This is a genomic window from Brevundimonas sp. M20 (assembly GCF_006547065.1).
GTDB lineage: Bacteria > Pseudomonadota > Alphaproteobacteria > Caulobacterales > Caulobacteraceae > Brevundimonas.
Genome location: NZ_CP041243.1, coordinates 2,807,859 through 2,834,001, shown reverse-complemented (window position 1 = coordinate 2,834,001; position 26,143 = coordinate 2,807,859). Strand labels below are relative to the sequence as shown.

Here is a 26,143-nt window from a genome sequence, read left to right as displayed (position 1 = left end):
CGCGTCAGATCAGCCACTTCGGCATCAGGATTTCCGCCGGGGCCATGCCATAGAGGCGGCGGCTCAGCATCGCCAGCCGGGTTGAGGCGCGGTCGCTCGGCTGGGCCATCCAGGCGCAGCCCAGCAGGCGGTTCACCGACGGCGGGCGGTCGATCCAGCCGAAGGGCCGATCCGGCATCAGCAGCAGGCGGCGACGGCTTCCATCCCGGCGGCGACGCCAATGGGGATCGTTGCGGACGGCCCGCGCGAAGTCGGCGCTCAGGGTGACCAGCACCTCGGGGTCCCAGTCCATCACCTGTTCATAGGCCACCCGGCCCACGCCATCGCCGCTGCTTCCGACGGCGACATTGGTCCAGCCGGCGCCTTCGAGGACCTCCGTGGCCAATGCGCCGCGGAATCCGGTCTGCAGTCCGTCTGCGCCCCGGGCGTAGTAGAAGCTCGGCCCGGCCGTGTGACGACGCCAGTCCGCGATGATCCGCTCTGCGTCCTCGGCCAGCGACTGGCCGCGCTCGTGATCGTCCAGCAGTCGCCCGGCCTGACGGAAGGCGGCGGGAATCAGGTGCAGGGCGCCGTCTATCATCGCCCAAGGCACGCCCAAGGCCTCGCTCGCTGCCCGTCCGTTCGCCACGACATCGGGATCGGTGTCGCCATAGTCGAGGATCAGACGGGGGCGCAGCGCTGACAGGGACGAGGTCGTGGCCATCAGGCCCGGCCCTGACAGCCCGCCCAGTTCCGGCAGGTCAGCCGCGCCGGCGGCCAGTCCTGTCAGGCAGTCAGGGTCGAGCCTTCGTGGCCACCCGGCCAGTCGCCCCCGCGCCACGGCCCAGATCAGCACGGCCGCCGGCTGACCGGCCGCGATGACGTTCCGCTGCTCCGTGGGCGCGCGGGAGCAGGCGGCGACGGTGAATGTCGCTCCCATTCCGATCAGGGTCATGCGCCGCGTGGTCATTCAGGTCTCGCCTGCCTTCAGAGGTTTCGCGCCTATCCTGCACCGACGGCGCAGCACAAGCCGCTTTCGACCAATTTACCCTTAACCCTTGTGGCCAGTTGCTCCGCGTGCTGCTTATGCGCCCATCGCGTCAGGTGGGGCGCAAGCATTATGGGAGTTGGCCGTTGAGTACGACGGACGCCGGGGGCGAGCTTAGCGCTTCGCCCCGCAAGACGTTTCTGGGACATCCGCGCGGGCTGGTGGTTCTGTTCTTCACCGAGATGTGGGAGCGCTTCTCCTACTACGGTATGCGGGCCCTGCTGGTCCTCTATCTGACGCAGCACTTCCTGTTCGGCCCGGCAGAAGCCCAAGGCATCTACGCGGCCTACGCGGCCATGGTTTACCTGATGCCGGTTATCGGCGGCATGATCGCCGACCGGTATCTCGGATCGCGCAAGGCGGTCATCATCGGCGCCGTGCTTCTGGTGGCCGGCCACTTCACGATGGCGTTCGAAGGCTCCGGCGGCAAGGAACGCCTGACCATCGGCTCCACTGTCTATGAACTGCAGGTCGAAGGCCGTGACCAGAACCGCAAGATCTTCGCGGTCAATGGCGCCGAACGGACGCAGGTCACCATCGCGCCGGAAGGCGTGACGGCGGTCGGAACGCCCGCGGGCGATCTGCCGGCCTTCACTCCGGCCGGAAGCTACTCGACCGAAAAGACCCGCGACCTGAAAGTCGGCGAGCCTCTGCTCTTCCTGGCCCTGTCGCTGATCATCGTCGGCGTGGGCTTCCTGAAGGCCAATATCTCGACCGTCGTCGGCGCCCTGTATGAGCAGAACGATCCGCGTCGCGACGGTGGCTTCACCATCTTTTACGTCGGCATCAACCTGGGTTCGTTCCTCGCCACCGCGGCGTGTTCCTACCTCGGTTTCACCTATGGCTGGGCCTATGGCTTCGGCCTCGCGGGCATCGGCATGCTGCTCGGGCTGCTGACTTTCATCTTCGGCCAGTCGTGGCTGGAAGGTCGCGGTGGACCACCGGTTCCGGTTCAGGGACGTTCGATCCTGGGCGTGCCGCTGGTGCCCTTCTTCTGGATCGCCGGCATCGTCGCCGTCTTCCCGACCTGGCTGCTGATGCAGCGCCACGAGATCATCCAGGCGATCCTGCTGCCGATCGCCGGCCTGACCTTCCTCGGCGTCGTCGGCTTCACGGTCTTCGGCCTGAAGGGCGCAGAGCGTTCGCGCATGCTGGTCGCCCAGGTCCTGATCTTCTTCTCGGTCCTGTTCTGGGCTCTGTTCGAGCAGGCGGGCTCCTCGCTGACCCTGTTCGCTGACCAATCGACCCAGATGCCGTCGTGGTTCAACGCCGGTTACACCCAGATGTTCAACCCGGGCATCATCGTTATCGGCGGCCCGATCGTCGCCGCCTTGTGGGTCTGGCTCGGCAAGCGTAACCGTGAACCGTCGACCCCGGTGAAGTTCGCGGCGGCCCTTGCCTTCGTCGGCGCCGGCTTCCTGCTGTTGGCCTGGGCTTCGGGCAATGCGGCCAACGTGGACTTCCGCGTTCCGCTGCTCTTCCTGTTCCTGACCTACTTCCTGCACACTGTCGGCGAGCTCTGCCTTTCGCCGGTGGGCCTGTCGATGATCACCAAACTGTCGGTGGCGCGCGTGGTTGGTCTGATGATGGGCGTGTGGTTCCTGTCCAGCTCCGTGGCGCACATCGTCGCCGGCTGGATCGCCGCCGCCACCGCCACCGACACCGTCGCGGGCGTTGTCACCAACCCGGCTCTGGCGCTGCAGACCTATGGCTCGATTTTCAGCACCATCGGCTGGACCGGCGTCGGCGTGGGGGTCTTCCTGCTGCTCATCTCGCCGCTGCTCAAGAAGGGCATGGCGGGCATTCACTGATCGCCTGAACAGGACGGAAACGGAAAGGGCGGAGCGTCGCGGCTCCGCCCTTTCTTTTTTGGCGCTATCGCTCGCGACGCGGTCGCTCGCTGCTTGAGCGCGCTTCCTTTGCGAAATCGCTCGTGACGCGGGCGTTCGCTGCTTGAGCGCATTTCGGGCCGTGCCCCCCACCCGCGCTCAAGCAGCGAGCCGCCGCGCGGCGAGCGATAGCGCCCTAAAATGTCTTACGGACCTGCAGATACAGCCAGGGACTGGCTTCGGTCTGACGGACCTCACGCCCGCTGATCGGGGCGACGTCGCGGGGGCCGCTGTAGAGCAGGCGGTCATAGCCCTGCTTCTGATCCGTGGCGTTACCCAGATCGACACGCAGGGTCAGGTCGTCGCGCGGTTTCCACTGGCCATAAATCAGCACAAACGGGTCCTCACGCGAGGCGCGGATTTCCCGAACCCGGAAGGTGCGGCCCTTGTCCGTATTGCAGCCATGCTCGAAGCCGTAAGACCAGCGTCCGCCGTTCAGATCGTGATTGAAGTTCACCTCGCAACCGAAGGCCTGACTGCCCTGGAAGCGGCGGTTTTCGCCGGTGACCGGGTCGGTGACCTCACTCCACGCCCAGGTCGTGCGGACGTGCAGGCGTGCGTTGGGAACCCCCAGTTTGTCGAACGGCAGTGTGACCCGCAGGCGGAAGAAGCCGGAGGTTCCGTCGCCGATATTGCCGACGCCGTCGAAGCCGCCGGCCAGCAGAATGACATCGACCACATCCTCGATCTCGGCGTGCTGGAGGGTCGCGTCGAACACGCCGTCATTCCAGAACCGGCGCTCGTACAGCGCCTCGAACACCGTTTCCTGCTGGGGCGCCAGGTCCGGGTTGCCGGCTTCCACTTCGCCGATGTCTATGTCCGCCGAGGCGACGAAGTCGTCGAAGTCCAGTTGGCCCACATCCCGCTCGACCCGGAAGCGGAACTGGTGACCCGCGCCGGGCGTCCAGGTCGCCTGCAGACGGGGCTTGGCGTAGGTGAAGGTCTTGTTGGTGTTGCTGTCGCCGGTCTGGCTGATCTCCGACGCCTCGATGCGCAGCCCGGCCTCCACGGTGAACTCCGGCGACGGTCGCCAGGTCGCCTGACCGAACACCTCGCCGCGCAGCTCCTCGACCCGTACCGAGGCCGAGGGCAGGGGAATGGGCACGCTGTTCTCGGCATAGGTCGTGGCGCTGTCGAGGACGTTCCACGCCGCCTCGCCGCCGCCTTCGAACGCCCACTGATCCGTCGGACGGAAGCGCAGGGCGCCGCGCAGGATGCTTTCGCCCGCCGTGGCGTCCGAGGTGAAGGTCTCGTTGTCGCCGCCCCCGGTCGAAACGCCGACGTACTCCTCTGTCTCGTACCGCTGCAGTCCGGTCAGTTCGAGCGCCGAACGCGGGCCCAGATCGCGAACCCAGTTCACACCGAGCTCGCCGTCCAGCGACTGTTCGCTCTCCTCGTTCCGGCTGTCGGCGCCGACGCCTGAAAGGATGCGAACGGCTTGTCGATCATCGTTGTCGCTCAGGCCCAGCAGCGCGTTGACCCGAAGCCGTCCACCACCCAGTCGCCGCTGCAAGGCGCCCGTCGCGCGCAGGTTCCTGTACCGGTCCCAGCGGTCCAGTTCGGCGTCCTGCGTCAGGTTTCCGGCCGAGTCATAGCGGCGGCGGAAGCCGGGGCCTGTACCATCGGTGCGGTCGCTGGCGGCGCTGATCTCGGCCTCGATCTGCTCATCACCCTCGCGGCGGGACCAGCCGAACAGCAGGGTCGGACCAAGGTAGCCGTCAGGATAGGTGTAGGCGTTGGTCTCCAGCACCCGCCCGGTCGTCACGGCGCGCACCAGAACCACATTGGCGACGACCGGATGGCCGCGCATGTCGACGCCCGGCGCGCCGCCGCGGATCAGTTCGATCCGCGCCACCGAGGCGGCGGAGATACGGCCCAGAACGCTGCCCAGTCCGTCTGTCTTGCTGGAGGGAAGCTGTCCGTCGATCAGCACATTGCCGGAGGCGCCCGCCAGGCCGCGAGTGTCGCTGTCGCCGCCGCTGAACGAGAAGCCCGGCAGGCGGGTGATCATGTCCCAGGCGGTGTTGGGTCGGCTGGCGGCGAAGAAGGCCGGTTCAAAGATCAACACCCCGCGCTGGGCGGCATCCACTTCGGGCGCTTCGCCGGCAGGTCCGGCGGGGCGCGGCGCCTCGGCCACGCTCGCAGGCGCGACCTGAGCCATGGCCGGAACTGCAAGAACGGACGCCGCGACGCCCGCAAGCCAGATGGCCTTGCGCATGTGAATCCCCCCGTTTTGAGGGACCTATGCCCGGACCGTCGGACCTTCGCCAGTTACAAGCGGGAAAGTCAGGCGCGATCACCGAAAAGGGGCGGCGGAGGGTAAGGGAACCTCCGCCGCCGTCCAGCTCCGGCCATTCAGGGGCGCGGCCGGAGCCGATGTCAGAACGTCTTGCGCAGACGGATCTGGTAGAAGGTGCGGGGGTCGATCTCGCGCGTTTCGATGTAGGAGACCGGCCGGCTGACCCGATCACCGTAAGCGATGCGCTCCTGGTCGAAATTGTCCCAGATGTTGATCTGGGCCCGGATCGACAGGGTCGGGGTCGGCTTGTACTCGGCCCAGGCCTCGAAATAGTCCCGCCCGCGCCAGCTGAACCGCTGGTCCGGGTCGAAGCTGGTCTGACCCAGCAGGGGGATCCAGGCGCCGCCCCACTGCAGTTTCCACGACGTGATGTCCTGGGCGATAGTGAAGGTCGCCTGCGTGCTGCGGACGTTCGAGATCGGCCGGGCTTCGCCGGTGGTCGGGTCGGTGACTTCGGTCTGGTTCCAGGTGTTGCGGAAACCCAGACGTCCGCCGGTGAAACCGGCCCAGTCCATCGGCACCAGAACGTTCACGGCCAGTTGGTCCAGCGTGCCGTCGCCGATGTTGCCGACCGCCGACAGGCCGTCGTCCAGCGGGATGACGTCGATGGCGTCGACGATCTCGTCATGGCGCAGGCCGATGCTGACGATGCCGTCGCCCAGGAAGCGACGCTCATAGATCAGTTCGCTGATCCAGCGTTGCTCGGGCTCCAGGTCGATGTTGCCGCCGAAGACGTTCTCATCCTCCAGATCGGCCGAGGCGGCGAAGTCGCCGAAGTCCAGCTGACCCACTTCACGCTCGAAGCGCAGGCGGAACTGGTTGTTTGGCATCGGCGTCCAGGTCGCCAGCAAACGGGGTTTGGGGAAGAAGAAGCTCTTCTCCTGATCGGCGTCGCCGGATTGGGTGATTGTCGAGGCCTCCATCCGCAGGCCGCCTTCGATCATCAGATCTTCACGCACGCGCCAGGTGCCCTTGCCGAACACTTCGCCCCGCGTCTCCTCGACCTTGACCGAGGCCGAGGGCAGGGGGACCGGCGCGCCGCCGATGCTGAAGGCCTGCTCGGTCTCCAGCATGTTGTAGGCGACCTCGCCGCCGAACTCCCACGTCAGCTTCGCCGACTGCTCGAAGCGGATCAGGCCGCGCAGGATGGTCTCGGACGCATTGCCGTCAGACTCGAAGCGCTGCTCGGGGCTGTCCACGCCCGACAGACGGGTCCGGTTGGTCGAGACGGCGTCGAAGTCGCTGAACTCGTGGATGAAGCGGGTTTCCAGATTGAACCGGCTGCTCAGCGGGCGGGTGTAGACCGCGCCGAACTCACCGCTGGAGCCGTCCTCGGCGTACAGGCTCTCGCGCCGGACCGTCGGCGAGGTCTGCAGGTTGATGCCTTCGTAGTCGTTGAGGCCGTAGCGCGCCGTCAGGTCGATCTTCCCGCCCAGGAACGGGCTGGCGTAGTTGACCCGGACCGACTGGCCGCCGCCCTTCTGGTCGTTGAAATAGTCCTCGTCGCGGATGATCGTCCCCGCGCCGTTGCGGCGGATGACCGGACCCGTGCCGTTGGAGTCGCTCATCGACAGGCCGTCGCTCAGGGTGAAGCCCCACGTCCGGTCGCCGTCGCGGGCGGTGAACTGGACCGAGCCGCCATAGACGTCTTGACCGCCTTCAAACAGGACGGCGTTTCCGGTGACGATGGTCTGCTGGCTGGCCTGGCTGCGGGTGACGACATTCACCACGACCGAGAAGCCCTGCATATCTATGCCGGGCGCGCCGCCGCGGATCAGTTCGATCCGCTCGACATTGCTTGCCAGTGTCCGGCCCAGAACGTTCGAGCCCGAGTCGTTCTTCGAGGCGGGCCGTGAGCCGTTGATCAGGACGTTGCCGACCGAGCCCTCGAAGCCCCGGCTGCCGTCACCGTCAGAGACGCTGAAGCCCGGCACCCGGTTGACCATGTCCAGGGCGGTGGTCGGGCGCTGGTCGGCGAAGAAGTCCGGGGTGAACACCAGCACGCCCTGCTGTCCGGCTTCGGCCTGGACGGATTGCGGTGCGGGGGGCGGCGTCTGCGCGGCGGCCGCGCCGGCGCCCAGAACCAGCGCCGTGGTCGCCATCAAAATGGTCTTGGTCATTGCGGAACTCCCCTCGTCATGTGACGAGAGGTGTGGCCGCATGAGCCGCCTGTCTCCAGTTACAACACGGACAGGTGGATTAAATCGGAGACAGCATTACAGGGCTGTCATTTTGGTGTTCTGATCTTGTCTGCGCAATACTGTCTTTCATCAAGTCTAACGGGTGGCATCATGAAGTCCGTCGCGGTTGTTGCATCGATCCTTCTGACCCTCGCTCCGGTCGCTTCGCCGGCCATCGCCCAGACGGCGCCCCCGGTCACGCAGGACGATGCCGTCGAACTCGACGAGGTCGTGGTGCTGGCCCGCCGCTCGGGCGCGCCGATGTGGACGGTGACGCGGGGCGACACGACCCTGATCCTCGTCGGTTCCATCCGCAGCATTCCGCGCGACGTGACCTGGCATCCGGATGCGCTGGAGGAAGCCGCCGCGAAGGCGGATTTGATCCTGCTGCCGCAGGAAGGGCGGGCCTCTTTCAGCGATCTGCTGCGGGTCATCTGGCGCATGCGCACCATCAGCCAATTGCCCGGCGACACGACGACCGCCGACTATCTGTCGCCGGAGTATCAGGCGCGGCTGGAAGCCCTGATGGCGGGCGACCGCGATCAGGACTGGCGGCGCAAGAGCCTGCTCATGCTCGGTCTCGACCTGATGCAGGACAAGGCCGGCTTCCGCGCGGGCCGGGAAGGGCAGGACGCTATCGACGTGGTTCGGCGGGCGGGCCGCCGCGCGCGTACAGACATGCGGCCGGTCGGCATCGTGCGCGGGGATGAGATGGTCGAGAGCCTGATCTCGGCGCCCCAGACCGTGCACGTTCCCTGCGTCGAGCGCGCCATCGCCGCCGCCGAGGCCGGGCCGGAGTCCTCGCGGGATCGCGCCATCGACTGGCGCGCCTTCCGGGTGCCGGAGGTGGTCAACTCGCCCATTGAGCAGGCTCTGAACGTCTGCTGGCCGTGGGGCGATCCGGAGATCGCGCCGCAACTGCACCAACAATGGGCGGCCGCCGTCGAGACGGCGATGATCTCGCCCGGCACCACCATGGGCGTCGCCCCGGTCCGTCTGCTGGCCGAGGAGGGCGGCGTTCTGGACAGCCTGAAGGCGCGCGGGTTCGAGATCGTCGGGCCGGAGTGGAAGTGAAGCCGGGGATTAGGGACTAGGGATTGGGGATTAGGTCTCGGTTCAGACCTGTTGGTCGCCCGTTTGGCGCCGACAATCCCTAATCCCTAATCCCTAGACCGCTGTCCCGCCCACCGTTAGTCCGCCGATCTTCAGCGAAGGTTGGCCGATGCCTACCGGTACGCCCTGACCGGCCTTGCCGCACACACCGACACCCGGATCGAACGCGAAGTCGTCGCCGATCATCTGAACCTGCGTCAGGGCCGTGGCGCCGTCGCCGATCAGGGTCGCGCCGCGCACCGGGGCGGTGATCTTCCCGTCCTCGATCAGATAGGCCTCCGTGCACTGGAACACGAACTTGCCGTTCGTGATGTCCACCTGCCCGCCGCCGAAGTTCGCGGCGTAGAGGCCGCGCTTCGTGTTGGCGATCATGTCGGCCTTCGAATCCTTGCCGCCTTCCATGAAGGTGTTGGTCATGCGCGGCATGGGCATGTGGGCGAACGACTGGCGGCGGCCGTTGCCGGTGGCCTTGGTGTTCAGCTGGCGCGCCGAAAGGCGGTCGTGCATCAGCCCGACCATGATGCCGTCCTCGATCAGGACGGTGCGGTTGGTCGGCGTGCCCTCGTCGTCGATGGTCAGGGAGCCCCGGCGACCGGCGATGGATCCGTCGTCCACCACGGTCACGCCCGGGGCCGCCACGCGCTTGCCCATCATGCCGGTGAAGACCGACGAACCCTTGCGGTGAAAATCCCCTTCGAAGCCGTGGCCGATGGCTTCGTGTAGCAGGACGCCGGGCCAGCCGGCGCCCAGAACCACATCCATCTCGCCCGCCGGGCAGTCGATGGCCTCCAGGTTGACCAGGGCCTGACGCAGAGCCTCATCGACCTGCGCCTGCCAGCGGTCCGGAGCCACCCAGGCCTCGAAGCCCGCGCGACCGCCCGCGCCGGACGAGGCGCTCTCGCGCTTGCCGTCCTTCTCGACGGTGACGGAGACGTTCAGGCGCACCAGCGGGCGCATGTCGCGCATCAGGCGGCCATCGCCGCGCAGGATCTCGATCTGGCGATGCTCGCCGACCAGTGAAGCCGAGACCTGTACGACGCGCGGATCGCGGGCGCGGGCCCAGGCGTCGATCTCAGCCAAAAGGGCGATCTTGTCGGAGAAGGCGGGGGAGGCGAGGGGATCGACCTCGTCATAGAGTTTGCGATTGGTCGCCTGCGGGGCCCCGGCGGCGATCCCGGCGTGGCCCGACTTGGCCAGGGCCGCGCTGTCGGCGGCGCGGCGCAGGGCCGGGGCGCTGATCTCGTTGGCGTGGGCGTAACCGGCGGTCTCGCCGGCGACGACGCGCAGGCCGAAGCCTTCGGTCGCGTCATAGGCCGCGGACTTCAGACGGCCGTCGTCGAAAACGAGCGACTCCGACTCGGATCGCTCCAGAAACAGTTCGCCGTCATCGGCTCCGGTCAGGGCGTCCTGAAGGATCGAGAGGGCTTCGTCTGCGCCGACCTCGGCGCTGTCGAGGATGGCGGGCGGGGAAACGAGGACGGTCATGCTCCCTAATTAGGGGCTGACCGTCCCCGCGTCACCATGGCTACTCGAACTCGACTTCACCCCAGCCGGTGATGGTCTGGTTCACCTGGGAGGGATTGCGCGTCAGGGTGACGTCGCCATGCCCCGAGATGTCGATGTCGGCGCGGGCGGTCGGTCCGACGCTGACGTCGCCCCTGCCGGTCACCGTAACCGCCGCCTCGTCCAGCAGCAGGCGGGACAGGTTGATGTCCCCGTCGCCGTTCACGGCTACCGTCGCCTTGTCCGTCCGGCCCTCGACATTGATCCGGCCTTCGCCCTGGGTCGTGACCATGAGCGTCGGCTGGTCATAGCCGCGCACCCGCAGGACGCCGTTGTCGCCCGTCTCGAAAGTGGTCACCGAGGGGGCGGTGACGACGATCCGCAGGTTCTCGGACTCGCTCCACACCCGGATGCTGCTTCCCGACCAGCGGATGTAGCCACGGTCTTGGCGGTCATCGCTGATCATGGTCAGGCGACCGTCTGCGAAGCGGATGCTGTCGACGATGTCCTTCGGGCCGGTGATCTGGATGCCGGCCTGATCGCCCTGCACGTAGGAGACCTCGCCGGGGACGTCGATCGACAGGCTGTCGCCGCCGGACCAGGCGATGGTCTTGCTGATGTCGGGCTGAACCTGCCCCCGTTCGAAGCGGAAGCTGGAGTCGCCGGGACCGTCGTCGGTGACGACCCATGTCCAGTCGTGCTTGCGGACGTCATTGCCCACCAGGGCGGCGGCGCCGCCGAGACCGAGCAGCGACAGCAGAAAGCCGATGCCGGTGATGACCAGTAGATTGCGCATCATGTCAGGTCCTCCCTCAGGCCTGGTTGTCGGATTGGGCGCCGAGCGCCGGTTTCAGCACGCGGTAGTGCAGGCGGGCGTACCAGACGGTCAGGTCGATCAGCAGCTTGACCACCATGACCATCAGGCCGGTCATGAACACACCCAGCCCCATCAGGCCGACTCCGCCCAGAACGGCCGCCGCGACGCCGCCGGGTCCGTCGAAGAACGGCGCGACGACGGCGAAGACGCCGCCCGAGATGAATATCCCGACACCGCCGATCAGCATGGCGATGACGGAACCGAACAGCGGGGTCACGAGGAAGGTCAGGATGATGATGTCCAGCGCGCCCAGACCGATCAGGCCGAGGACCGCACCGACCGCGCTCGAAGGGTTCTGCTCCTGCGTCCAGCGACGGGCGCCGGCTTCTGCACGCAGTTCGCGGGACAGACGGGCCGGGTCGCCCAGCGCCTCGGCCACCTCTGCTTCACTGCGCCCGGCGGCGAGGCCGTCGGTGAAGTGCAGGTCGTAGTCGGCGGCGATCTCTGCGGCCGTGGCCATCGGCAGGCCGACGAGGCCCTGTCTCAGCCGGGCCATGAATTCGGCGCGGGTCATTGTTCATCTCCCTCTTCGCTGGTGACGACGGCGGGAGCCGCCGTGTCGTCCAGAATGGTTTCGACCGCTTGGGCGAAGACGCGCCATTCGGAGCGTTGGGCCTCCAGGGCCGCGCGTCCGGCGTCGGTCAGGCGATAGTATTTGCGCGAAGGTCCCGAGGGCGATTCGACCAGATAGGTCTCTACCTGCCCGTCGGCCTGCATCCGCCGCATCAGCGGATAGATGGTTCCTTCACCCATTCCGATCGCGTCCGACAGGGTCGATGCGATCTCGTAGGCGTAACTTTCGCGCCGGTTCAGAACGGCCAGAACGCACAGCGTCAGGGCCCCCTTCTTTAGCTGGATGTCTATGGTTTCAGGCACATCAAGGTCTCCTGTGATGGCCAAAGGGGTATCGCAAGGTATCTTGCGCTGCAAGGTAGCTGTCAAAACATGGATGCGATTTAATCCGGCGCCCGAACGTCGCGGATGGGTCGGAACGCTTGGCAAGTGAGGGAGGGGGCGATATGGACCGCCCGAAGTGTCGTCGCGGGCCTGAGGCTCGGGGCGACTGTTTGCGATTGACTCGCAAATGATTGCGACGAAACGGTTTTATGAGGATGTCTCGCATGGGGATGGGCACGCGGGCCCGGGCGCTGATCGGTGGTGGTATCGCCGCCCTGAGCCTGGCCGTTTTCGCCGCTACGCCGGCCTTGGCTTCGGAAGGCGACCGCATGGGTCAGCCGACCCCGGGCGGTATCACGCTGCAACCGGCGGCCTCGCCGCTGAAGGTTGAGGCGCACTTCTTCCATGACTGGATCCTGATGCCGATCATCACCCTGATCGTGCTGCTGGTGCTTGCGCTGCTGATCTGGATCGTCGTTCGCTACAACAAGAAGTCGAACCCGGTTCCCGCCAAGTGGAGCCACAACACCCTGATCGAGGTGATCTGGACGGTTCTGCCGGTCCTGATCCTCGTCGGTATCTCGCTGTTCTCGTTCCGCCTGCTGTTCGCCTACAACAACATGCCGGAGCCGTACCTGACCGTTAAGGCCACCGGCAACCAGTGGAACTGGGGCTACGAGTACCCGGATCAGGGCATCACCGAATACGTCTCGAACATGCTGTCCGAGGAAGAGATCAAGGAACGCGGCATGCCGCACGATCTCTACCGTCTGGCCGCGGACGAACCGATCGTCGTGCCGGTCGGCAAGACCATCCGCGTTCAGGTCACCGCCGCCGACGTGATCCACGCCTTCGCCCTTCCGGCGTTCGGTCTGAAGATCGACGCCGTCCCGGGCCGTCTGAACGAAACCTGGTTCCGCGCCGACCGCGTCGGCACCTTCTACGGCCAGTGCTCGGAGCTGTGCGGCGTCGACCACGCCTTCATGCCGATCGAGATCCGTGTCGTCAGCCAGGCCGAGTTTGAAGCGTGGGTCGCCTCCAAGGGCGGTTCGATGACCCCGAAGGCGCCGGAAGGCGCCGCGGCTCCCGCCGCTGCCCCCGCCGTTGACGCCGCCGCTCCCGCGGACGCCGCCACCACCCCCGCGCCTGCCGCGGCCACGCCTGCCCCGGCCGCGGCTCCCGCCGCTGCCCCGGCCGCCCAGTAACGATCCGCGAGAGCCCCAAAGACATGGCCACCGCAGCCGAAACCATCGCCCACGATCACGACGGTCATCACGACCACAAGCCGGGCTTCTTCACCCGCTGGTTCCTGTCGACGAACCACAAGGACATCGGGACCCTGTACCTGATCTTCGCCATCATGGCGGGGATCGTGGGCGGCGCCCTGTCCGGCCTGATCCGTCTCGAACTGGCCGCCCCGGGCATCCAGTATTTCGTCCCGGGCGGCATCATCGAGCAGCTCGGCCTCGTGGAGGCGTCCAAGCACGGCTACAACGTCACCGTCACGGCGCACGCCCTGATCATGATCTTCTTCATGGTCATGCCCGCCATGATCGGCGGTTTCGGCAACTGGTTCGTTCCAATCATGATCGGCGCGCCGGACATGGCCTTCCCGCGCATGAACAACATCTCGTTCTGGCTGCTGGTTTCGGCCTGGGTGCTGCTGTGCGCCTCGATGTTCGTCGACGGCGGTCCGGGCAAGGGATTCGGCGGCGGCTGGACGATCTATCCGCCGCTCTCGACCTCGGGCCACACCGGGCCGGCGATGGATCTGGCGATCTTCTCGCTGCACGTCGCGGGCGCCTCGTCGATCCTCGGCGCGATCAACTTCATCACCACGATCTTCAACATGCGCGCCCCGGGCATGACCCTGCACCGCATGCCGCTGTTCGCCTGGGCCGTGCTGATCACCGCCTTCCTGCTGCTGCTGTCGCTGCCGGTCCTCGCCGGCGCCATCACCATGCTGCTGTCGGACCGCAACTTCGGCACCTCGTTCTTCAACCCGGCCGGCGGCGGCGACCCCGTCATGTTCCAGCACCTGTTCTGGTTCTTCGGCCACCCCGAGGTGTACATTCTGATCCTGCCGGGCTTCGGCATCGTCTCGCACATTGTCTCGACCTTCTCGAAGAAGCCGGTCTTCGGCTATCTCGCCATGGCCTACGCCATGGTCGCCATCGGCTTCATCGGCTTCATCGTGTGGGCGCACCACATGTACACGGTCGGCATGTCGGTGAACCTGCGCGCCTACTTCGTGGCCGCGACCATGATCATCGCGGTGCCCACGGGCGTTAAGATCTTCTCGTGGATCGCGACGATGTGGGGCGGGTCGATCACCTTCAAGACCCCCATGCTGTGGGCTATCGGCTTCATCTTCCTGTTCACCGTCGGCGGCGTGACCGGCGTGGTCCTGTCGAACGCCGGCATCGACTACAGCCTGCACGACACCTACTACGTCGTGGCGCACTTCCACTACGTGCTGTCGCTGGGCGCAGTCTTCGCCATCTTCGCCGGATTCTACTACTGGTTCGAGAAGATGTTCGGCGTGAAGTACAACGAGTTCCTCGGCTGCCTGCACTTCTGGATCATGTTCGTGGGCGTGAACCTCGTGTTCTTCCCGCAGCACTTCCTCGGCCTGCAGGGCATGCCGCGCCGCTACATCGACTATCCGGACGCGTTCACCCTGTGGAACCACGTCTCGTCGGTCGGCTATGTGATCACGATCATCGGCGTCGCCGTCTTCCTGATCATGCTGCTGGAAGCCGCGATCCGTCGTCGCCCGGGCGTCGCCAATCCGTGGGGCGAAGGCGCCACGACTCTGGAGTGGACGCTCAGCTCGCCTCCGCCGCACCACCAGTTCAACGTGCTGCCGGTGGTCAAGAGCGACGAGCATTAAGACCGGCCTGGCCGGACAGTAACCGGGGGCCGCTCCTGCACAGGAGCGGCCCTCAACCGTTAAGAAGCCTGAATGACCGAACCCGCCGCCCACCCCGCGATCTCCACGGCCCAGCCGGAAGACTTCTTCCAGCTGCTGAAGCCGCGCGTGATGTCGGTCGTGATCTTCACCGCGGTCGTCGGTCTGGTCGTGGCTGATGGCGCGCTGGACTGGATTTCGTCCGCCATCGCGGTGCTGTGCATCGCCGTGGGCGCCGGAGCCGCGGGCGCGTTGAACATGGCTCTGGAAGGCGAGACGGACGCCCTGATGCGGCGGACGCGCGGCCGTCCGGTCGCCGCCGGACGGGTGAAGAAGAACGACGCCATGGCCTTCGGCGTCATCCTGTCGGTCTTCTCGGTCATGCTGCTGGGCATGACGACCAACTGGCTGGCGGGCGGCCTGCTGCTGCTGACCATCCTGTATTACGCCGTCTTCTACACCCTGCTGCTGAAGCGCCGGACGCCCCAGAACATCGTCATCGGCGGCGCCGCCGGCGCCTTCCCGCCGGTCATCGGCTGGGCTGCGGCCACAGGCCAGGCGCCCTGGCAGGCCTGGGTGCTGTTCCTGATCATCTTCCTGTGGACGCCGCCGCACAGCTGGGCCCTGGCCCTGTATTCGGCGGGCGACTACGCCAAGGCGGGCATTCCGATGATGCCGGTGGCGCGCGGCGCGAAAAGCACCCGTCTGCAGATCGTCCTGTACACCCTGGTGTTCCTCGTCGCGGCGGTCGCGCCCGGCTTCACCGGCATGGGCGGGATCATCTATCAGGTGGTCTCCATCGTCGGCGGCGCGGGCTTCCTGTTCCTGACGCTGCGGCTGTGGCGGTCACGCGCGGGCGACCAGCCGGACAAGGCGGAGGCCGTGGGGCGAGAGGCCGCATTGTATGACGTCCGCGCCGAGGCCAAACCGGCGCGCAACCTGTTCGCTTTCTCGATCCTGTACCTGATGGCCCTGTTCGCCGCTCTGCTGGTCGAGAGCTTCACTCCGGGACTGTAAGACCCATGCGCCAGCTCACCCCCGAAGAACTCACCGCCCGCAAGAAGCGGAACCTCGCCATCGCCGGCGCCCTGGTCGCCTTCATGGTGATCGTCTTCGGCGTGACGATCCTGAACCTGAAGCGCAATATCGACGCCCGCACCGCGGCCATCGCCGCCGGCGAGCCTGTCGGATACGCCCGATGAAGATGTCCCGGAACGCCGTCGCCATCGCCTGCGTGCTGGGCGTGATGGGGATGACCGGCGCCTCGTTCGCCGCCGTGCCGCTGTATCGCATGTTCTGTCAGGTGACCGGTTTCGACGGCACTGTCAGCCGCGCGGACAAGGCGCCGGACGTCCAGCTGGATCAGACGGTTCTGGTTCGCTTCGACACCAATGTCCGTGAGCTGCCGATGCAGTTCCGCGCCGAGCAGGTCAGCCAGCGCGTCCGAATCGGCGAAACCGGCATGGCCTTCTTTGACGTGACCAACACCTCGAACGAGCCGATCAGCGCCAAGGCGGCCTACAACGTGGTCCCGGAGCGCGCCGGTCCCTACTTCCAGAAGCTGCAATGCTTCTGCTTCGACGAGCAGATCATCCAGCCCGGCCAGACCATCAAATTCCCGGTTCAGTACTTCGTCGCGCCTGAAATGGCGACCGATGCGGAGAGCCGGGGTGTGACCGAAATCACCCTCAGCTACACCTTCTATCCGACGTCGCGGTTCCAACAGGCCGCAAACGGCGCCCAAACAGTGGCGCAAGCCACTGGCGCGGCTGGATAGCGGGCGCTATAGCCTGCCCCAATACGACTCTCGACCGTTCCAAGAGACACCGATGGCCGACGCTCACGCGACACCGCACCACGACTACCACCTCGTCAATCCGAGCCCCTGGCCGCTGGCCTCCTCGTTCGCCGTCACGGTCATGATGATCGGCGCCGTCGTCTGGATGAAGGGTCTGGTTCCCGCCGAGACCGCCGGCACGGTTATGGGCGCCCTGTTCGCCAAGGGTGACAAGGCGCTGTTCTTCGCCGGTCTGGCCGGTGTCCTGATCTCGGCCGCCTGCTGGTGGGCGGACGTGGTCAAGGAAAGCCGCGCGGGTGACCACACCCCGGTCGTCCAACTGGGTCTGCGATACGGCATGATCCTGTTCATCGCTTCGGAAGTGATGTTCTTCGTCGGCTTCTTCTGGATGTTCTTCGAGATGACGCTCTTCAATGAAGCGCGCGCTCACATCCCGGAAGTCGGCGCGTGGGCCGACACCGCCAAGGCCTGGTCGACCTGGCCGCCCAAGGGCATCGAAACCTTGGACGCCTGGCAACTGCCGCTGCTGAACACCCTGATCCTGCTGCTGTCGGGCACCACCGTGACCTGGGCGCACCACGCCCTGGCGCAAGGCGACCGCAAGGCCACCAAGATCGGTCTGGCCATCACCGTCGCCCTCGGCCTGCTGTTCACCGCCGTTCAGGCCTACGAGTACCACCACATCATCCACGAGAACCTCTTCTTCAACGAAGAGGCCATCAACTCGGGCCTGTATGGTTCGATCTTCTTCATGGCGACCGGCTTCCACGGTTTCCACGTCCTGATCGGCACCCTGTTCCTGATCGTCTGCCTGCTGCGTCTGCTGGCCGGCCAGTTCACCCCGCAGAAGCATTTCGGCTTCGAGGCGGCGGCCTGGTACTGGCACTTCGTGGACGTGGTCTGGCTGTTCCTGTTCGCCTTCGTCTACGTCGTCTTCGGGTGACGGAAGGCCCTGCAGGGCAACCACTTAAGCCGGCGCGGATCGACCCGATCCGCGCCGGTCTGCTTTGCCGCTGCCCCAACTGCGGGCAGGGACCGCTCTACGCGGGGTTCCTGAAGGTCGTGGACCGCTGCGAGGCTTGCGGCTTCGACTACAGTCGCCTCAACACGGGTGACGGCGCGGCCATCTTCATCATGCAGATCGCCGGGGGACTGGTGGTGTTCAGCGCCCTGTTCGCCATGATCGCCTGGAACCCGCCCATCTGGCTTCTGCTGGTGATCGCCCTGCCGCTGGTGGCGGGGCTGTCCATCGGACTGATGCGACCCGGCAAGGGTGTCATGATCGCCTTGCAGATGCGCAACAAGGCCGGACAACACGACCATGTCTGAACCCCGCGCCCGGTTCCCGTGGGGCCTGACGCTGGCCACCGGTGTTGCCCTGGCCCTGCTCTGCGGTCTGGGCAGCTGGCAGGTCCAGCGCCTGCACTGGAAGGAAGGTCTGATCGCCGAGGCTGAAGCCGCCGCCGCCCAGCCGCCGCAACCGCTGGCGGCCGTGCTCGCCGCACAGGCGCCGGAATTCCGTTCCGCGACCCTGACCTGCGCCGGACTGGCCTCGGCCCCCTTTGTGGAGCTCCAGACCGTTCAGGAGGGGCAGATCGGCGTGCGCCTCGTTTCGGCCTGTCGGCCTGACCTTGCCGGTCCGACGTTCCTGATCGATCGCGGCTTCGTCCCCGACACCGTTTCCGCCCGTCCGCCGGTGACCGCGTCCGATACGCCTGTCACCCTGACCGTCGAGGTCCGGCATACGCCGCCGCCCGGCCCGATGGCGGCCCCGTCCAGCGGCCGGCAGTTCTATGCCCGCGACACGCCGGCCATGGCGCGCGCCCTGAACGTCGCCGGTCCGGTCGCGGCCGAGACGCTCTACGCCCTGACATCGACCAATCCCGACTGGCCCGCCCTCCAGCCCTCGGCCCCGCCCGCGGCCTTCTCCAACAATCATTTCGGCTATGCCCTGACCTGGTTCGGGCTGGCGATCGCCCTGCTGGGCACCTACGTGGCGCTGCTTCGGCGCCGGATGAGCGTCCCGACGACTGAAGAGATCTCCACCTGACCACCCTCCACACCCTGTCCAACGGCGTCCGCGTCGTCTGCGATCCGATGCCGGGTCTGCGCACCCTCGCCCTGACCGTCGCCGTAAGGGGCGGGGCCAAGTGGGAAAGCGAGGCGACCTCCGGCTGGTCGCATTGTCTCGAGCATCTTGTGTTCAAGGGCGCCGGCGATATGGGCGCGCGCGAGATCGTGGAGCGGGTCGAGGCCGAGGGCGGCTCCATCAACGCCGCCACTGGCTATGAGCGCACCAGCTTCGAGATCCGGGCGCTCAAGGGCTCGCTGCCGCTGGCCATGCAGGTGCTGTCGGACCTTGTCTTTCGCCCGACCCTCGATCCCGCCGAGATCATCCGCGAGAAGGATGTCGTGGCGCAGGAGATCGCCGAGGCCTTCGACACCCCGGACGACCACGTCTTCGAAATGGCCCAGACGCGGGCTTTCGCGAATCAGCCGCTCGGTCGCCCCATCCTGGGTTCGGTCGCCAGCCTAAAGCCCATCGACAGGTCGACCATCGCCGCGTGGCGCGCGCGCCTGTACTCGCCGGACCGCATGGTGGTTTCGGCCTCGGGCGCCGTGGATGAGGCCGAGCTGCTGGCCCTTGCCGAGCTGTGGTTCGGAGATCAGGTCGCGACCCCGGCCGAGGCGCCCGCCGTGCCCGTGTTCACCGGCGGCGACGCGGCCCTGACCCGCCGGATCGAACAGGCCAACATCGTCTTTGAACTGCCCGCGCCGTCGGCTTTGGACCCGCTCTATCCGGCGAGCCGCCTGATGACCGAAATCCTTGGCGGCGGGATGGCGTCGCGCCTGTTCCAGAGCGCTCGGGAGGAGCGGGGGCTCGCCTACGCAGTCGACGCCTGGCACGAGCCCTATGAGGACGCCGGCGTGCTCGGCATCTACTCCGGCGCCTCGGCCGACCGGGCGGTCGAACTGGCGCAGGTCTGCGCGGCCGAACTGAAGGCGCTGGCCAAGGACGGCCCCACCGCCGCTGAACTTGCGCGCGCCAAGGCCGTGCTGAACGCCGGCCTTTGGATGTCGGACGAAAGCCCGGCGTCGCGCGCCAACCGGGCGGCGGCGCAGGTGCTGATCTATGGCGCGCCGCTGGCTTCTCAGACAATGGCCGATCGGGTGCTGCTCCAGAGCGCCGCTGATGTCCGCGCCGCCGCGCTGGCCTGTCTGGCGCCTGGTCTCGCCGCCACGGCGGTGCTGGGCCCGAAGGCGGCGGCTCCGGCGGGCGCGGCCTTCCGCGACGCCCTGTTCGGCTGATCCTCGCAGGACTATTCTGGCCCCATGGCGCTTCTGGACTGGATCAGTGACGCGGGCGGACCGGTCGTGGAGGGCCAGGGCGTCATCCTGCGCACGCCCCGGGCCTCCGACCACGAAGCCTGGGCGGCGCTGCGTCAGGAATCCTATGCATACCTCCAGCCGTGGGAGCCGACCTGGCCCGAGGACGATCTGACCCGCGCGGCCTACCGTCGGCGGCTGTCGATCTACCAGCGCGAACTCGACGCCGGGAACGCCTGGCCCTTCTTCATCTTCGTCGATCACGGGCGGACGCTCGTGGGCGCGATCACCTTGTCGAACGTCCGGCGCGGCGTCGCCGAGACCGGCACCATCGGCTACTGGATCGCCAGCCGGTTCGCGGGCCAGGGACTCGCGACGGCGGCTGTGCGGGCGATCAGTGACTACGCCTTCACCGAGTTGAAGCTGCACCGGGTCGAGGCGTCCTGCGTTCCGCACAACGCCGCTTCCCGCCGCGTGCTGGAAAAGGCGGGTTTCGAGCTTGAAGGCCGGGCGCGGGCTTATCTCAAAATTAACGGCGCTTGGGCAGATCATCTCCTGTTCGGCCGTGTGAATGACGGGACTGGACGCGCCGGCTGACGCCGTGCATCGGAGAACCGCGGCGCGTGAATACTCGCTCCAGAAGTCTGGCCTGGGATGCGACGACGGCCATTGAGGCGTTGGCGGCGGCGGACACCGCCCTGTGGATCTGGACCCCCGCCGATGATCAGATGCGGTTCACCGGCGCCACCCGCGCCCTCGGACTTGGCCCGCTGGCCCCCGAATGCTCGGGCGCGGCCTTCACCGCGGTGGCCATTCCGCAGGATCGCGCCCTTGCCGAAAAGATTCTGAAGCCGCAGGAGGAGGGGACCGAGGTCGCCGTTCGCCTGCGCATGCGTGACGCCGAAACCTGTATCTGGCGTGGCGTCTGGCTCGAGGACGGCCTGCGCGCCGCCGGTGTCGTGGCGCTGGAGACCAAGTTCGCCGCCTCCCACCGGGACAATCTGACCGGCCTTCTGGACCGCCGCACCTTCCTTGTCCGGGCGGGCGAGGCCCTGACCCAATCCGGCGAGTTCGAACTGGTGGTGGCCGACGTCGACCGCCTGCGTCGCCTGAACGAGGCCCTGGGCCACGAGCGGGCTGATCTGGTGCTGGCCGCGCTGGGCTCGCGCCTGAACGCCGCCTTCCCGCATGGCTCGAACGCCGCCCGCATCGGCGAGGACGAGTTCGCCATCCTCGTTCCGCGTGAGACCTCGGTGGCCTCCGAGCGCCTGCGCGAGGCGCTGGAGCAGCCCCTGCGTGTAGCGGGCTTCGACATTTATCCGACCGTCTCCATCGGGGCCGTGACGGTCGAGGGCGGGCCGGACGCCGCTGATCCCGCCGAACTGCTGCGCCGGGTCGAACTGGCGGTGGAGCAGGCCAAGACCGCCGGTCGCGGCGGCATCGCCGCCTATGGCCGTGCGCTGGAGAGCGACAGCCTGTCCCGCCTCGCGCTTGAGGCGGACCTGCGCAACGCCTTCGTGCGCGGCGAGATCGAGCCCTTCTACCAGCCCATCGTGAACCTCAACACCGGCGCGGTGGCTGGGTTCGAGGCCCTGGCCCGCTGGCGTCACCCCAAGCGCGGGATGGTCCCACCGGACGAGTTTCTGGGTCTGGCCGACGAGATGGGCCTGATGAACGATCTGGGCCTGCTGATGATGCGCGCCTCGGCCCGTCAGCTGGCCGAATGGCTGGCCCGGCACCCGTCGGCGGGCAAGCTGTTCTGCAGCGTCAACCTGTCGGTCGGCGAGATCGAGCGGGCCAATCTGGTCGAGGATGTCGAACGCATCATTTCCGAAGCCGGGCTGCCCAAGGGCGCGCTGAAGCTGGAAGTGACCGAAGGCGACATCATGCGCGACACCACCCGCGCCGCCGAGACCCTGAAGAAGCTCCGCGACGTCGGCGCCTCGCTGGCGCTGGACGACTTCGGCACCGGCTTCTCCTCGCTCAGCTATCTGGCCCGGCTGCCGTTCGATACGCTGAAAATCGACCGCTACTTCGTTCTGACGATGGACAAGGACGAGGGGTCGGCCAAGATCGTCAAATCGGTCGTCAACCTGGGCCGTGATCTTTCGCTGGAAGTCGTCGCCGAGGGCGTCGAGAACGCGAGCCTCGCCAAGCTCCTGCTCGACGCCCAGTGCCACTACGGACAGGGCTTCGGCTACGCCCAGGCCCTGCCCGCGCAGGAGGCCGAGGTCTATCTGAACGAGTCCCTCGCCGACGGCACGGCGCCGATCAAGGCGCGCTCCGCGTGAGCCCTGAAGACTACTGGCGTGAGCGTCCGGTCGGACGAGCGGTGATGTACGTGATGATCGTAGTCGCGTTGTTGGGGCCCCCGGTTCTGCTGTGGATCTATCAAGGCGGCAACCGGGTGGAGGCCGTGCTCCGGGAACGGGCACATCTCTCCGCCGAGGATCAGCTCGAACTGGTCAACACCGGCGCCTTTCTGCGGGACGATGGTCGGGCTGACAGGGGAAGCCGACTGTGGTGCGGCCGGGTGAATGGTGATCCCACGCGTGGCGTGGCGGCTCTCGAAAGCCGGGGCCGGGCGGGCCGCATCGATTTCACGGGATCGGCGCTGGCCTGGGCGCCGCGTTCAGATCGTGAGCGCCGGATGATCGTCCAGTGCCGGGAGCGGCTCTAGGCTCGCCCGCCGTGTCCTGACAGTTGCCCGGGATCGACGCCCAGCGTCGCCACCGCCCGGCTCCATTTGCTGTCATAATCGGTGTCGAAGATCAGGGCCGGATCGGCGTCGGCGGTCAACCAGACATTCTCGACCAGTTCGTCCTCCAACTGGCCGTCGCCCCATCCGGCGTAGCCCAGCATCAGCACCGACTTCCGCGGCCCTTCGAAGGGATCGACCATGGCCGCCAGCGCCTCGCGCGTGCCGGTCATCGCCAGTCCTTCACCGAAGGGCATGGAAGCGTCCTCGATCAGCCAGTCGTCGGTGTGCAGCACGAAACCGCGCTCCCGCTCCACCGGGCCGCCCACCAGAACCTTCCGGCTCGAGGCCGAGTCAGGGGCGGGGGTGTCCAGCTTCTCCAGCACCGCCTTCAGGTCCACGCCCGGCGCGGGGCGGTCCAGCCGCAGGCCCATCGCATGGTCCGGGCCGTGGGCGCAGACCAGGATCACCGCATGTTCGAACCGGTCGTCATTGATGCCCGGCATGGCCACCAGCAGCCGTCCGACGAGGGATTGGAAGTCGTCCATGCCCTTATCATCGGTACGCGGGCCGGGTGACGCAAGGATGCGCCGCGACGCAGGTGTTGGCGGGACCTTCGGCAACGCCTATCTGGTCCGGGAGTTTGATCCTCACATTCCTTTTTCGGAGCCTGCCATGACCGTTCAGATCGGTGACCGCATCCCCTCGGCCAACCTGACCCGCGCCACCGACGACGGCCCCAAGCCGGTTTCGACGGACGACATCTTCGCCGGCAAGACCGTGGCCCTGTTCGCCGTGCCCGGCGCCTTCACCCCGACCTGCTCGGCCCGCCACCTGCCGGGCTTCAAGGACAATCGCGAAGCTCTGGCTGAGAAGGGCGTGGACACCATCGCCTGCGTCTCCGTGAACGACGCCTTCGTCATGGGCGCCTGGGCTGACAGCCAGGGCATCGGCAAGGACGACATCCTGATGCTGGCCGACGGCAACGGCGACTTCACCCGCCAGATCGGCCTCTCGCTCGACGCGAAGGGCTTCGGCATGGGCGAGCGCTCGCAGCGCTATTCGATGCTGGTCAAGGACGGCGTCGTCGAGCAGCTGAACATCGAGCAGGGCGGCGAGTTCAAGGTCTCGTCGGCCGAGCACCTGCTGGCGCAGCTCTAAGCCGGCGCTATCGCTCGTGACGCGGTCACTCGCTGCATGAGCGCGGTCCAGCTGTGACCGACGTCTTCACTCCGGAAAAGCGCAGCGCCGTTATGCGGCGCGTGAAGGGGAAGGACACCTCGCCCGAACTGGCCGTGCGCCGCATTTTGCGCACGGCCGGGATCGGTTACCGGCTGGGCGGCGCGGGACTGCCCGGACGACCGGATATCGTAATGAAGGGGCGGCGCACCGTCGTCCTGGTCCACGGCTGTTTCTGGCACGGCCACGACTGCCCGCGCGGGGCGCGACAACCAAAGGCGAACGCGAACTACTGGGTCGCCAAGATCGACCGCAATCGCGCCCGCGACCTGACCAATGCACAGGCGCTTCAGGCCGCAGGATGGCGCGTGGTCACGGTCTGGGAGTGCGCGATGAAGGCGTCGGACTTTCCCGACCGCCTCCTGACGGCGGTGCGCGGTCAGGCGACCGCCGTCTCCATGTCTTCCACGCCCGTCTGATCCTCGGCCATGGTCATCACATGGGTGATGGCGCCCAGCAGCATCGGCGGGGTGATCGGCTTGGGCACGAAATAGGTCATGCCCGCCGCGGTGCAGGCGGCGATGTCTTCCGGCGCCGTGTCGGCGGTGACGGCGATAACGGGGACATGAGCGTTCGGGCCGCTCCCGGCGCGAATGCGTCGGGTCGTCTCGCGACCGTCCAGTTCGGGCATCCGCACGTCCATGAAGATCAGATCGAAGGCGGTCTGCTCGCAAATCTTCAGCGCCGCCATGCCGTCCGCGGCGGTGGCGATGTCACAGCCCAGCGGCTGCAGGATCAACTGGATGGCGCGGCGGTTGATGTCGTGGTCATCGACCACCAGCACCCGCATCGGGCGGCCCTCGTCCTCGTCTTCGACGGCGTCCTCGACGACGGCGGGCGCGGGCCCTGCGGCTTCCATCACCGGGGCAGGCGTCGGGGCAGGCCGGGGCGCGGGCGTCAGTGCGACAGGCCCCGCGCCGGCAGCCCGATCAGACAGAACGCGGGCGACGGCGTCGCGGCTTTCCTGATCCAGTCCGGGCGTGACGGCCTGGGTCATCTCGCCGGGTTGCAGGCGCAGGGCCAGGGTGAAGTGGGCGCCTTCGCCGGGACGGCTGCGCGCGGTCAGGCGGCCGCCCATCAGGTCGGCCAGTTGCTTGCTGATCGACAGCCCCAGACCCGTGCCGCCGTGACGGGCGCTGACGCCGTCCTGGGTCTGGTCGAACGGCGTGAACAGGCGCGCTACCTGGGCGGCGTTCATGCCCGGGCCGGTGTCAGATATTTCGATCAGGATGGCGTGGCCGACCGGCTCGTCCAGCCAGCTTTGCAGCCGCACCGTGATGGCGCCGGTCGAGGTGAACTTCACGGCGTTGGAGATCAGATTGTTGAGAACCTGGCGTAGGCGCATCGGGTCGCCGCGCACCGCGGCCGGAATGGTCGCCGCGCCTTCGACGCGGAACTTCACGCCCTTGGCGCGCACGGGGGCGCGCCACAGGCGAACGGTCTGGTTCAGCAGTTCGCGCAGGTCGAAGTCCACGGCGTCCACCGTCATATGCCCGGCTTCGAGCTTGGCGTGGTCCAGCAGATCGTCCAGCAGGGCCTTCATCATCGCGCCCGCGTCGTTGATCAGTCGGGCCTGACTGCGGGCGGCGCCGTCGGCGGCGCCGCGCTCCAGCTCGGCCGCGCCGGTCAGGATGGCGCTGATCGGGGTGCGCAGGTCATGGCCGACCGTGGCCAGGAAGGCGCTGCGGCCCTCCATGATGCGAACGGCGTCGACCCGCTTCTGTTCGGCTTCGATCCGGGCGGCGCTCTCGGCCGTGCGGGCGTCGTTCATGCGCTTCCAGGTCGACAGGCAGTAGGTGATGAAGACGCCTACCGCGATCGCCGCGGCCGAAACAAAGCCCGTCGAGCCCCCGAACAGGGCCATGTAGAAGGGGATGGAGGTCAGATAGAGGAACTGTGGCGTGACGGTCAGGAGCAGCACCCGCATCGAGCGCGGCGCATTGATCATCGAATAGATGGCGCCGGCCGACAGCAGCATGGCCGCGCTGATGCCGCCCATCGGACCGCCGACCAGCCACAGCGGAACTGAAAGACTGCCGAAATAGCTTGCGTTCAGGACCAGCATGACGTCGCCCAGCAGGGCGCGAAGCCCCGTCAGCTTCTGCGCGCGACCGGCCAGAACGGGGGAAAAGGTCCACAGGTCGACGCCCTGGATCACGAAATAGCCTATCACCCACAGGACGCTCAGCTCCCAGCCGATCAGGGGGCTGAAGACCAGGGCGCTGGCCGCGGCCATGCCGAGCCGCTGCAGCAGCGCCTTGCGGCGCTGGTGAATGGCGACGACCCACGGATCGGTCATCGGCGTGATGGCGGCACTGGCGTTCGCCATGCGTCTCCCCGGAAATGGCGTCTTCGCCGTTCGGGGATCATGCCGCGTTGGCCCTA

At 67.1% G+C, this 26,143-nt stretch carries 25 protein-coding genes; 16 read left to right on the top strand and 9 right to left on the bottom strand.

Annotation, left to right across the window (positions count from 1 at the left end; all coding sequences use genetic code 11):
- Nucleotides 1–4: 4 nt before the first annotated feature.
- Nucleotides 5–949, bottom strand: coding sequence for an iron ABC transporter substrate-binding protein (locus tag FKQ52_RS13955; RefSeq protein WP_168196868.1), 945 nt, complete (start codon nucleotides 947–949; stop codon nucleotides 5–7).
- A gap of 164 nt (nucleotides 950–1,113) precedes the next feature.
- Here FKQ52_RS13955 and FKQ52_RS13950 point away from each other — a divergent pair, with 164 nt between their 5' ends.
- Nucleotides 1,114–2,838 carry a peptide MFS transporter gene (locus FKQ52_RS13950; RefSeq protein WP_168196867.1) on the top strand — a complete coding sequence of 575 codons (1,725 nt, stop codon included), beginning with the start codon at nucleotides 1,114–1,116 and terminating at the stop codon, nucleotides 2,836–2,838.
- Between the two features lie 214 nt (nucleotides 2,839–3,052).
- Here the strand turns inward: FKQ52_RS13950 and FKQ52_RS13945 are convergent, their stop codons facing one another.
- Together FKQ52_RS13945 and FKQ52_RS13940 are read right to left on the bottom strand one after the other, a co-directional pair.
- A complete protein-coding gene (locus FKQ52_RS13945; protein ID WP_141627742.1) occupies nucleotides 3,053–5,134 on the bottom strand; it encodes a TonB-dependent siderophore receptor in 2,082 nt (693 codons plus the stop codon).
- A 161-nt stretch (nucleotides 5,135–5,295) separates the two neighbouring features.
- Nucleotides 5,296–7,335: a TonB-dependent siderophore receptor gene (locus tag FKQ52_RS13940; RefSeq protein WP_141627741.1), complete on the bottom strand. Its 2,040-nt coding sequence runs from the start codon at nucleotides 7,333–7,335 to the stop codon at nucleotides 5,296–5,298.
- A 171-nt stretch (nucleotides 7,336–7,506) separates the two neighbouring features.
- On the opposite strand from FKQ52_RS13940, the gene FKQ52_RS13935 reads away from it, so the two are divergent.
- Nucleotides 7,507–8,469: a TraB/GumN family protein gene (locus tag FKQ52_RS13935; protein ID WP_141627740.1), complete on the top strand. Its 963-nt coding sequence runs from the start codon at nucleotides 7,507–7,509 to the stop codon at nucleotides 8,467–8,469.
- A 93-nt stretch (nucleotides 8,470–8,562) separates the two neighbouring features.
- On the opposite strand, the gene tldD is transcribed toward FKQ52_RS13935, so the two are convergent.
- Genes tldD through FKQ52_RS13915 form a run of 4 tightly spaced genes read right to left on the bottom strand, consistent with a single transcriptional unit; the run spans nucleotide 8,563 to nucleotide 11,764 of the window.
- Nucleotides 8,563–9,993 carry a metalloprotease TldD gene (gene tldD / locus FKQ52_RS13930; protein WP_141627739.1) on the bottom strand — a complete coding sequence of 477 codons (1,431 nt, stop codon included), beginning with the start codon at nucleotides 9,991–9,993 and terminating at the stop codon, nucleotides 8,563–8,565.
- 40 nt (nucleotides 9,994–10,033) lie between these two features.
- On the bottom strand, nucleotides 10,034–10,810 hold the full coding sequence (locus FKQ52_RS13925) for a GIN domain-containing protein (protein WP_141627738.1): 777 nt from the start codon (nucleotides 10,808–10,810) through the stop codon (nucleotides 10,034–10,036).
- A 13-nt stretch (nucleotides 10,811–10,823) separates the two neighbouring features.
- Nucleotides 10,824–11,402: a DUF1700 domain-containing protein gene (locus FKQ52_RS13920; protein ID WP_141627737.1), complete on the bottom strand. Its 579-nt coding sequence runs from the start codon at nucleotides 11,400–11,402 to the stop codon at nucleotides 10,824–10,826.
- Nucleotides 11,399–11,764 (bottom strand): PadR family transcriptional regulator, encoded by a 366-nt coding sequence (locus tag FKQ52_RS13915; RefSeq protein ID WP_141627736.1) that lies wholly within the window; start codon nucleotides 11,762–11,764, stop codon nucleotides 11,399–11,401. Before FKQ52_RS13915 ends, FKQ52_RS13920 begins: the two co-directional genes overlap by 4 nt.
- Before the next feature lie 230 nt (nucleotides 11,765–11,994).
- On the opposite strand from FKQ52_RS13915, the gene coxB reads away from it, so the two are divergent.
- The 12 genes from coxB (at nucleotide 11,995) to FKQ52_RS13855 (ending at nucleotide 22,501) form a co-directional block, all read left to right on the top strand.
- Complete coding sequence (gene coxB / locus FKQ52_RS13910; RefSeq protein WP_370450969.1) at nucleotides 11,995–12,990, top strand: cytochrome c oxidase subunit II; 996 nt, start codon at nucleotides 11,995–11,997, stop codon at nucleotides 12,988–12,990.
- A 23-nt stretch (nucleotides 12,991–13,013) separates the two neighbouring features.
- Entirely contained in the window at nucleotides 13,014–14,678 is a 1,665-nt protein-coding gene (gene ctaD / locus FKQ52_RS13905) for a cytochrome c oxidase subunit I (RefSeq protein ID WP_141627735.1), read from the top strand.
- A 72-nt stretch (nucleotides 14,679–14,750) separates the two neighbouring features.
- Nucleotides 14,751–15,713 carry a heme o synthase gene (gene cyoE / locus FKQ52_RS13900; RefSeq protein WP_141627734.1) on the top strand — a complete coding sequence of 321 codons (963 nt, stop codon included), beginning with the start codon at nucleotides 14,751–14,753 and terminating at the stop codon, nucleotides 15,711–15,713.
- Nucleotides 15,714–15,718: 5 nt separating this feature from the next.
- Nucleotides 15,719–15,898 (top strand): hypothetical protein, encoded by a 180-nt coding sequence (locus FKQ52_RS13895; protein ID WP_141627733.1) that lies wholly within the window; start codon nucleotides 15,719–15,721, stop codon nucleotides 15,896–15,898.
- A complete protein-coding gene (locus tag FKQ52_RS13890) occupies nucleotides 15,895–16,473 on the top strand; it encodes a cytochrome c oxidase assembly protein (protein WP_141627732.1) in 579 nt (192 codons plus the stop codon). The genes FKQ52_RS13895 and FKQ52_RS13890 overlap by 4 nt, the downstream gene beginning before the upstream one ends.
- A 52-nt stretch (nucleotides 16,474–16,525) precedes the next feature.
- Entirely contained in the window at nucleotides 16,526–17,437 is a 912-nt protein-coding gene (locus FKQ52_RS13885) for a cytochrome c oxidase subunit 3 (protein WP_141627731.1), read from the top strand.
- Nucleotides 17,434–17,823, top strand: a complete 390-nt coding sequence (locus FKQ52_RS13880) for a DUF983 domain-containing protein (RefSeq protein ID WP_141627730.1) — start codon at nucleotides 17,434–17,436, stop codon at nucleotides 17,821–17,823. Before FKQ52_RS13885 ends, FKQ52_RS13880 begins: the two co-directional genes overlap by 4 nt.
- On the top strand, nucleotides 17,816–18,544 hold the full coding sequence (locus tag FKQ52_RS13875) for an SURF1 family protein (RefSeq protein WP_141627729.1): 729 nt from the start codon (nucleotides 17,816–17,818) through the stop codon (nucleotides 18,542–18,544). The genes FKQ52_RS13880 and FKQ52_RS13875 overlap by 8 nt, the downstream gene beginning before the upstream one ends.
- Before the next feature lie 47 nt (nucleotides 18,545–18,591).
- Nucleotides 18,592–19,803: a pitrilysin family protein gene (locus FKQ52_RS13870; RefSeq protein WP_141627728.1), complete on the top strand. Its 1,212-nt coding sequence runs from the start codon at nucleotides 18,592–18,594 to the stop codon at nucleotides 19,801–19,803.
- A 24-nt stretch (nucleotides 19,804–19,827) separates the two neighbouring features.
- Nucleotides 19,828–20,418, top strand: coding sequence for a GNAT family N-acetyltransferase (locus FKQ52_RS13865; RefSeq protein WP_141627727.1), 591 nt, complete (start codon nucleotides 19,828–19,830; stop codon nucleotides 20,416–20,418).
- A 26-nt stretch (nucleotides 20,419–20,444) separates the two neighbouring features.
- Nucleotides 20,445–22,112, top strand: a complete 1,668-nt coding sequence (locus FKQ52_RS13860; protein ID WP_141627726.1) for a bifunctional diguanylate cyclase/phosphodiesterase — start codon at nucleotides 20,445–20,447, stop codon at nucleotides 22,110–22,112.
- 44 nt (nucleotides 22,113–22,156) lie between these two features.
- Complete coding sequence (locus FKQ52_RS13855; protein WP_141627725.1) at nucleotides 22,157–22,501, top strand: hypothetical protein; 345 nt, start codon at nucleotides 22,157–22,159, stop codon at nucleotides 22,499–22,501.
- On the opposite strand, the gene FKQ52_RS13850 is transcribed toward FKQ52_RS13855, so the two are convergent.
- Nucleotides 22,498–23,067, bottom strand: coding sequence for a YqgE/AlgH family protein (locus tag FKQ52_RS13850; RefSeq protein ID WP_141627724.1), 570 nt, complete (start codon nucleotides 23,065–23,067; stop codon nucleotides 22,498–22,500). The genes FKQ52_RS13855 and FKQ52_RS13850 overlap by 4 nt on opposite strands.
- 127 nt (nucleotides 23,068–23,194) lie before the next feature.
- Here FKQ52_RS13850 and FKQ52_RS13845 point away from each other — a divergent pair, with 127 nt between their 5' ends.
- A complete protein-coding gene (locus tag FKQ52_RS13845; protein WP_141627723.1) occupies nucleotides 23,195–23,680 on the top strand; it encodes a peroxiredoxin in 486 nt (161 codons plus the stop codon).
- 53 nt (nucleotides 23,681–23,733) lie between these two features.
- Nucleotides 23,734–24,177, top strand: a complete 444-nt coding sequence (locus FKQ52_RS13840) for a very short patch repair endonuclease (protein WP_141627722.1) — start codon at nucleotides 23,734–23,736, stop codon at nucleotides 24,175–24,177.
- Here FKQ52_RS13840 and FKQ52_RS13835 read toward each other — a convergent pair.
- Complete coding sequence (locus FKQ52_RS13835) at nucleotides 24,138–26,087, bottom strand: ATP-binding protein (protein WP_240811661.1); 1,950 nt, start codon at nucleotides 26,085–26,087, stop codon at nucleotides 24,138–24,140. The two genes, FKQ52_RS13840 and FKQ52_RS13835, sit on opposite strands and share 40 nt — an antisense overlap.
- Nucleotides 26,088–26,143: the final 56 nt, after the last annotated feature.

Bases quoted from the DNA above. Each gene is read 5' to 3' on its own strand.
- FKQ52_RS13955 (WP_168196868.1), bottom strand. From the start codon at position 949: ATGACCACGCGGCGCATGACCCTGATCGGAATGGGAGCGACATTCACC.
- FKQ52_RS13945 (WP_141627742.1), bottom strand. From the start codon at position 5,134: ATGCGCAAGGCCATCTGGCTTGCGGGCGTCGCGGCGTCCGTTCTTGCA.
- FKQ52_RS13940 (WP_141627741.1), bottom strand. From the start codon at position 7,335: ATGACCAAGACCATTTTGATGGCGACCACGGCGCTGGTTCTGGGCGCC.
- FKQ52_RS13935 (WP_141627740.1), top strand. From the start codon at position 7,507: ATGAAGTCCGTCGCGGTTGTTGCATCGATCCTTCTGACCCTCGCTCCG.
- tldD (WP_141627739.1), bottom strand. From the start codon at position 9,993: ATGACCGTCCTCGTTTCCCCGCCCGCCATCCTCGACAGCGCCGAGGTC.
- FKQ52_RS13925 (WP_141627738.1), bottom strand. From the start codon at position 10,810: ATGATGCGCAATCTACTGGTCATCACCGGCATCGGCTTTCTGCTGTCG.
- FKQ52_RS13920 (WP_141627737.1), bottom strand. From the start codon at position 11,402: ATGACCCGCGCCGAATTCATGGCCCGGCTGAGACAGGGCCTCGTCGGC.
- coxB (WP_370450969.1), top strand. From the start codon at position 11,995: ATGAGGATGTCTCGCATGGGGATGGGCACGCGGGCCCGGGCGCTGATC.
- ctaD (WP_141627735.1), top strand. From the start codon at position 13,014: ATGGCCACCGCAGCCGAAACCATCGCCCACGATCACGACGGTCATCAC.
- cyoE (WP_141627734.1), top strand. From the start codon at position 14,751: ATGACCGAACCCGCCGCCCACCCCGCGATCTCCACGGCCCAGCCGGAA.
- FKQ52_RS13895 (WP_141627733.1), top strand. From the start codon at position 15,719: ATGCGCCAGCTCACCCCCGAAGAACTCACCGCCCGCAAGAAGCGGAAC.
- FKQ52_RS13890 (WP_141627732.1), top strand. From the start codon at position 15,895: ATGAAGATGTCCCGGAACGCCGTCGCCATCGCCTGCGTGCTGGGCGTG.
- FKQ52_RS13885 (WP_141627731.1), top strand. From the start codon at position 16,526: ATGGCCGACGCTCACGCGACACCGCACCACGACTACCACCTCGTCAAT.
- FKQ52_RS13875 (WP_141627729.1), top strand. From the start codon at position 17,816: ATGTCTGAACCCCGCGCCCGGTTCCCGTGGGGCCTGACGCTGGCCACC.
- FKQ52_RS13870 (WP_141627728.1), top strand. From the start codon at position 18,592: ATGCCGGGTCTGCGCACCCTCGCCCTGACCGTCGCCGTAAGGGGCGGG.
- FKQ52_RS13865 (WP_141627727.1), top strand. From the start codon at position 19,828: ATGGCGCTTCTGGACTGGATCAGTGACGCGGGCGGACCGGTCGTGGAG.
- FKQ52_RS13855 (WP_141627725.1), top strand. From the start codon at position 22,157: ATGTACGTGATGATCGTAGTCGCGTTGTTGGGGCCCCCGGTTCTGCTG.
- FKQ52_RS13850 (WP_141627724.1), bottom strand. From the start codon at position 23,067: ATGGACGACTTCCAATCCCTCGTCGGACGGCTGCTGGTGGCCATGCCG.
- FKQ52_RS13845 (WP_141627723.1), top strand. From the start codon at position 23,195: ATGACCGTTCAGATCGGTGACCGCATCCCCTCGGCCAACCTGACCCGC.
- FKQ52_RS13835 (WP_240811661.1), bottom strand. From the start codon at position 26,087: ATGGCGAACGCCAGTGCCGCCATCACGCCGATGACCGATCCGTGGGTC.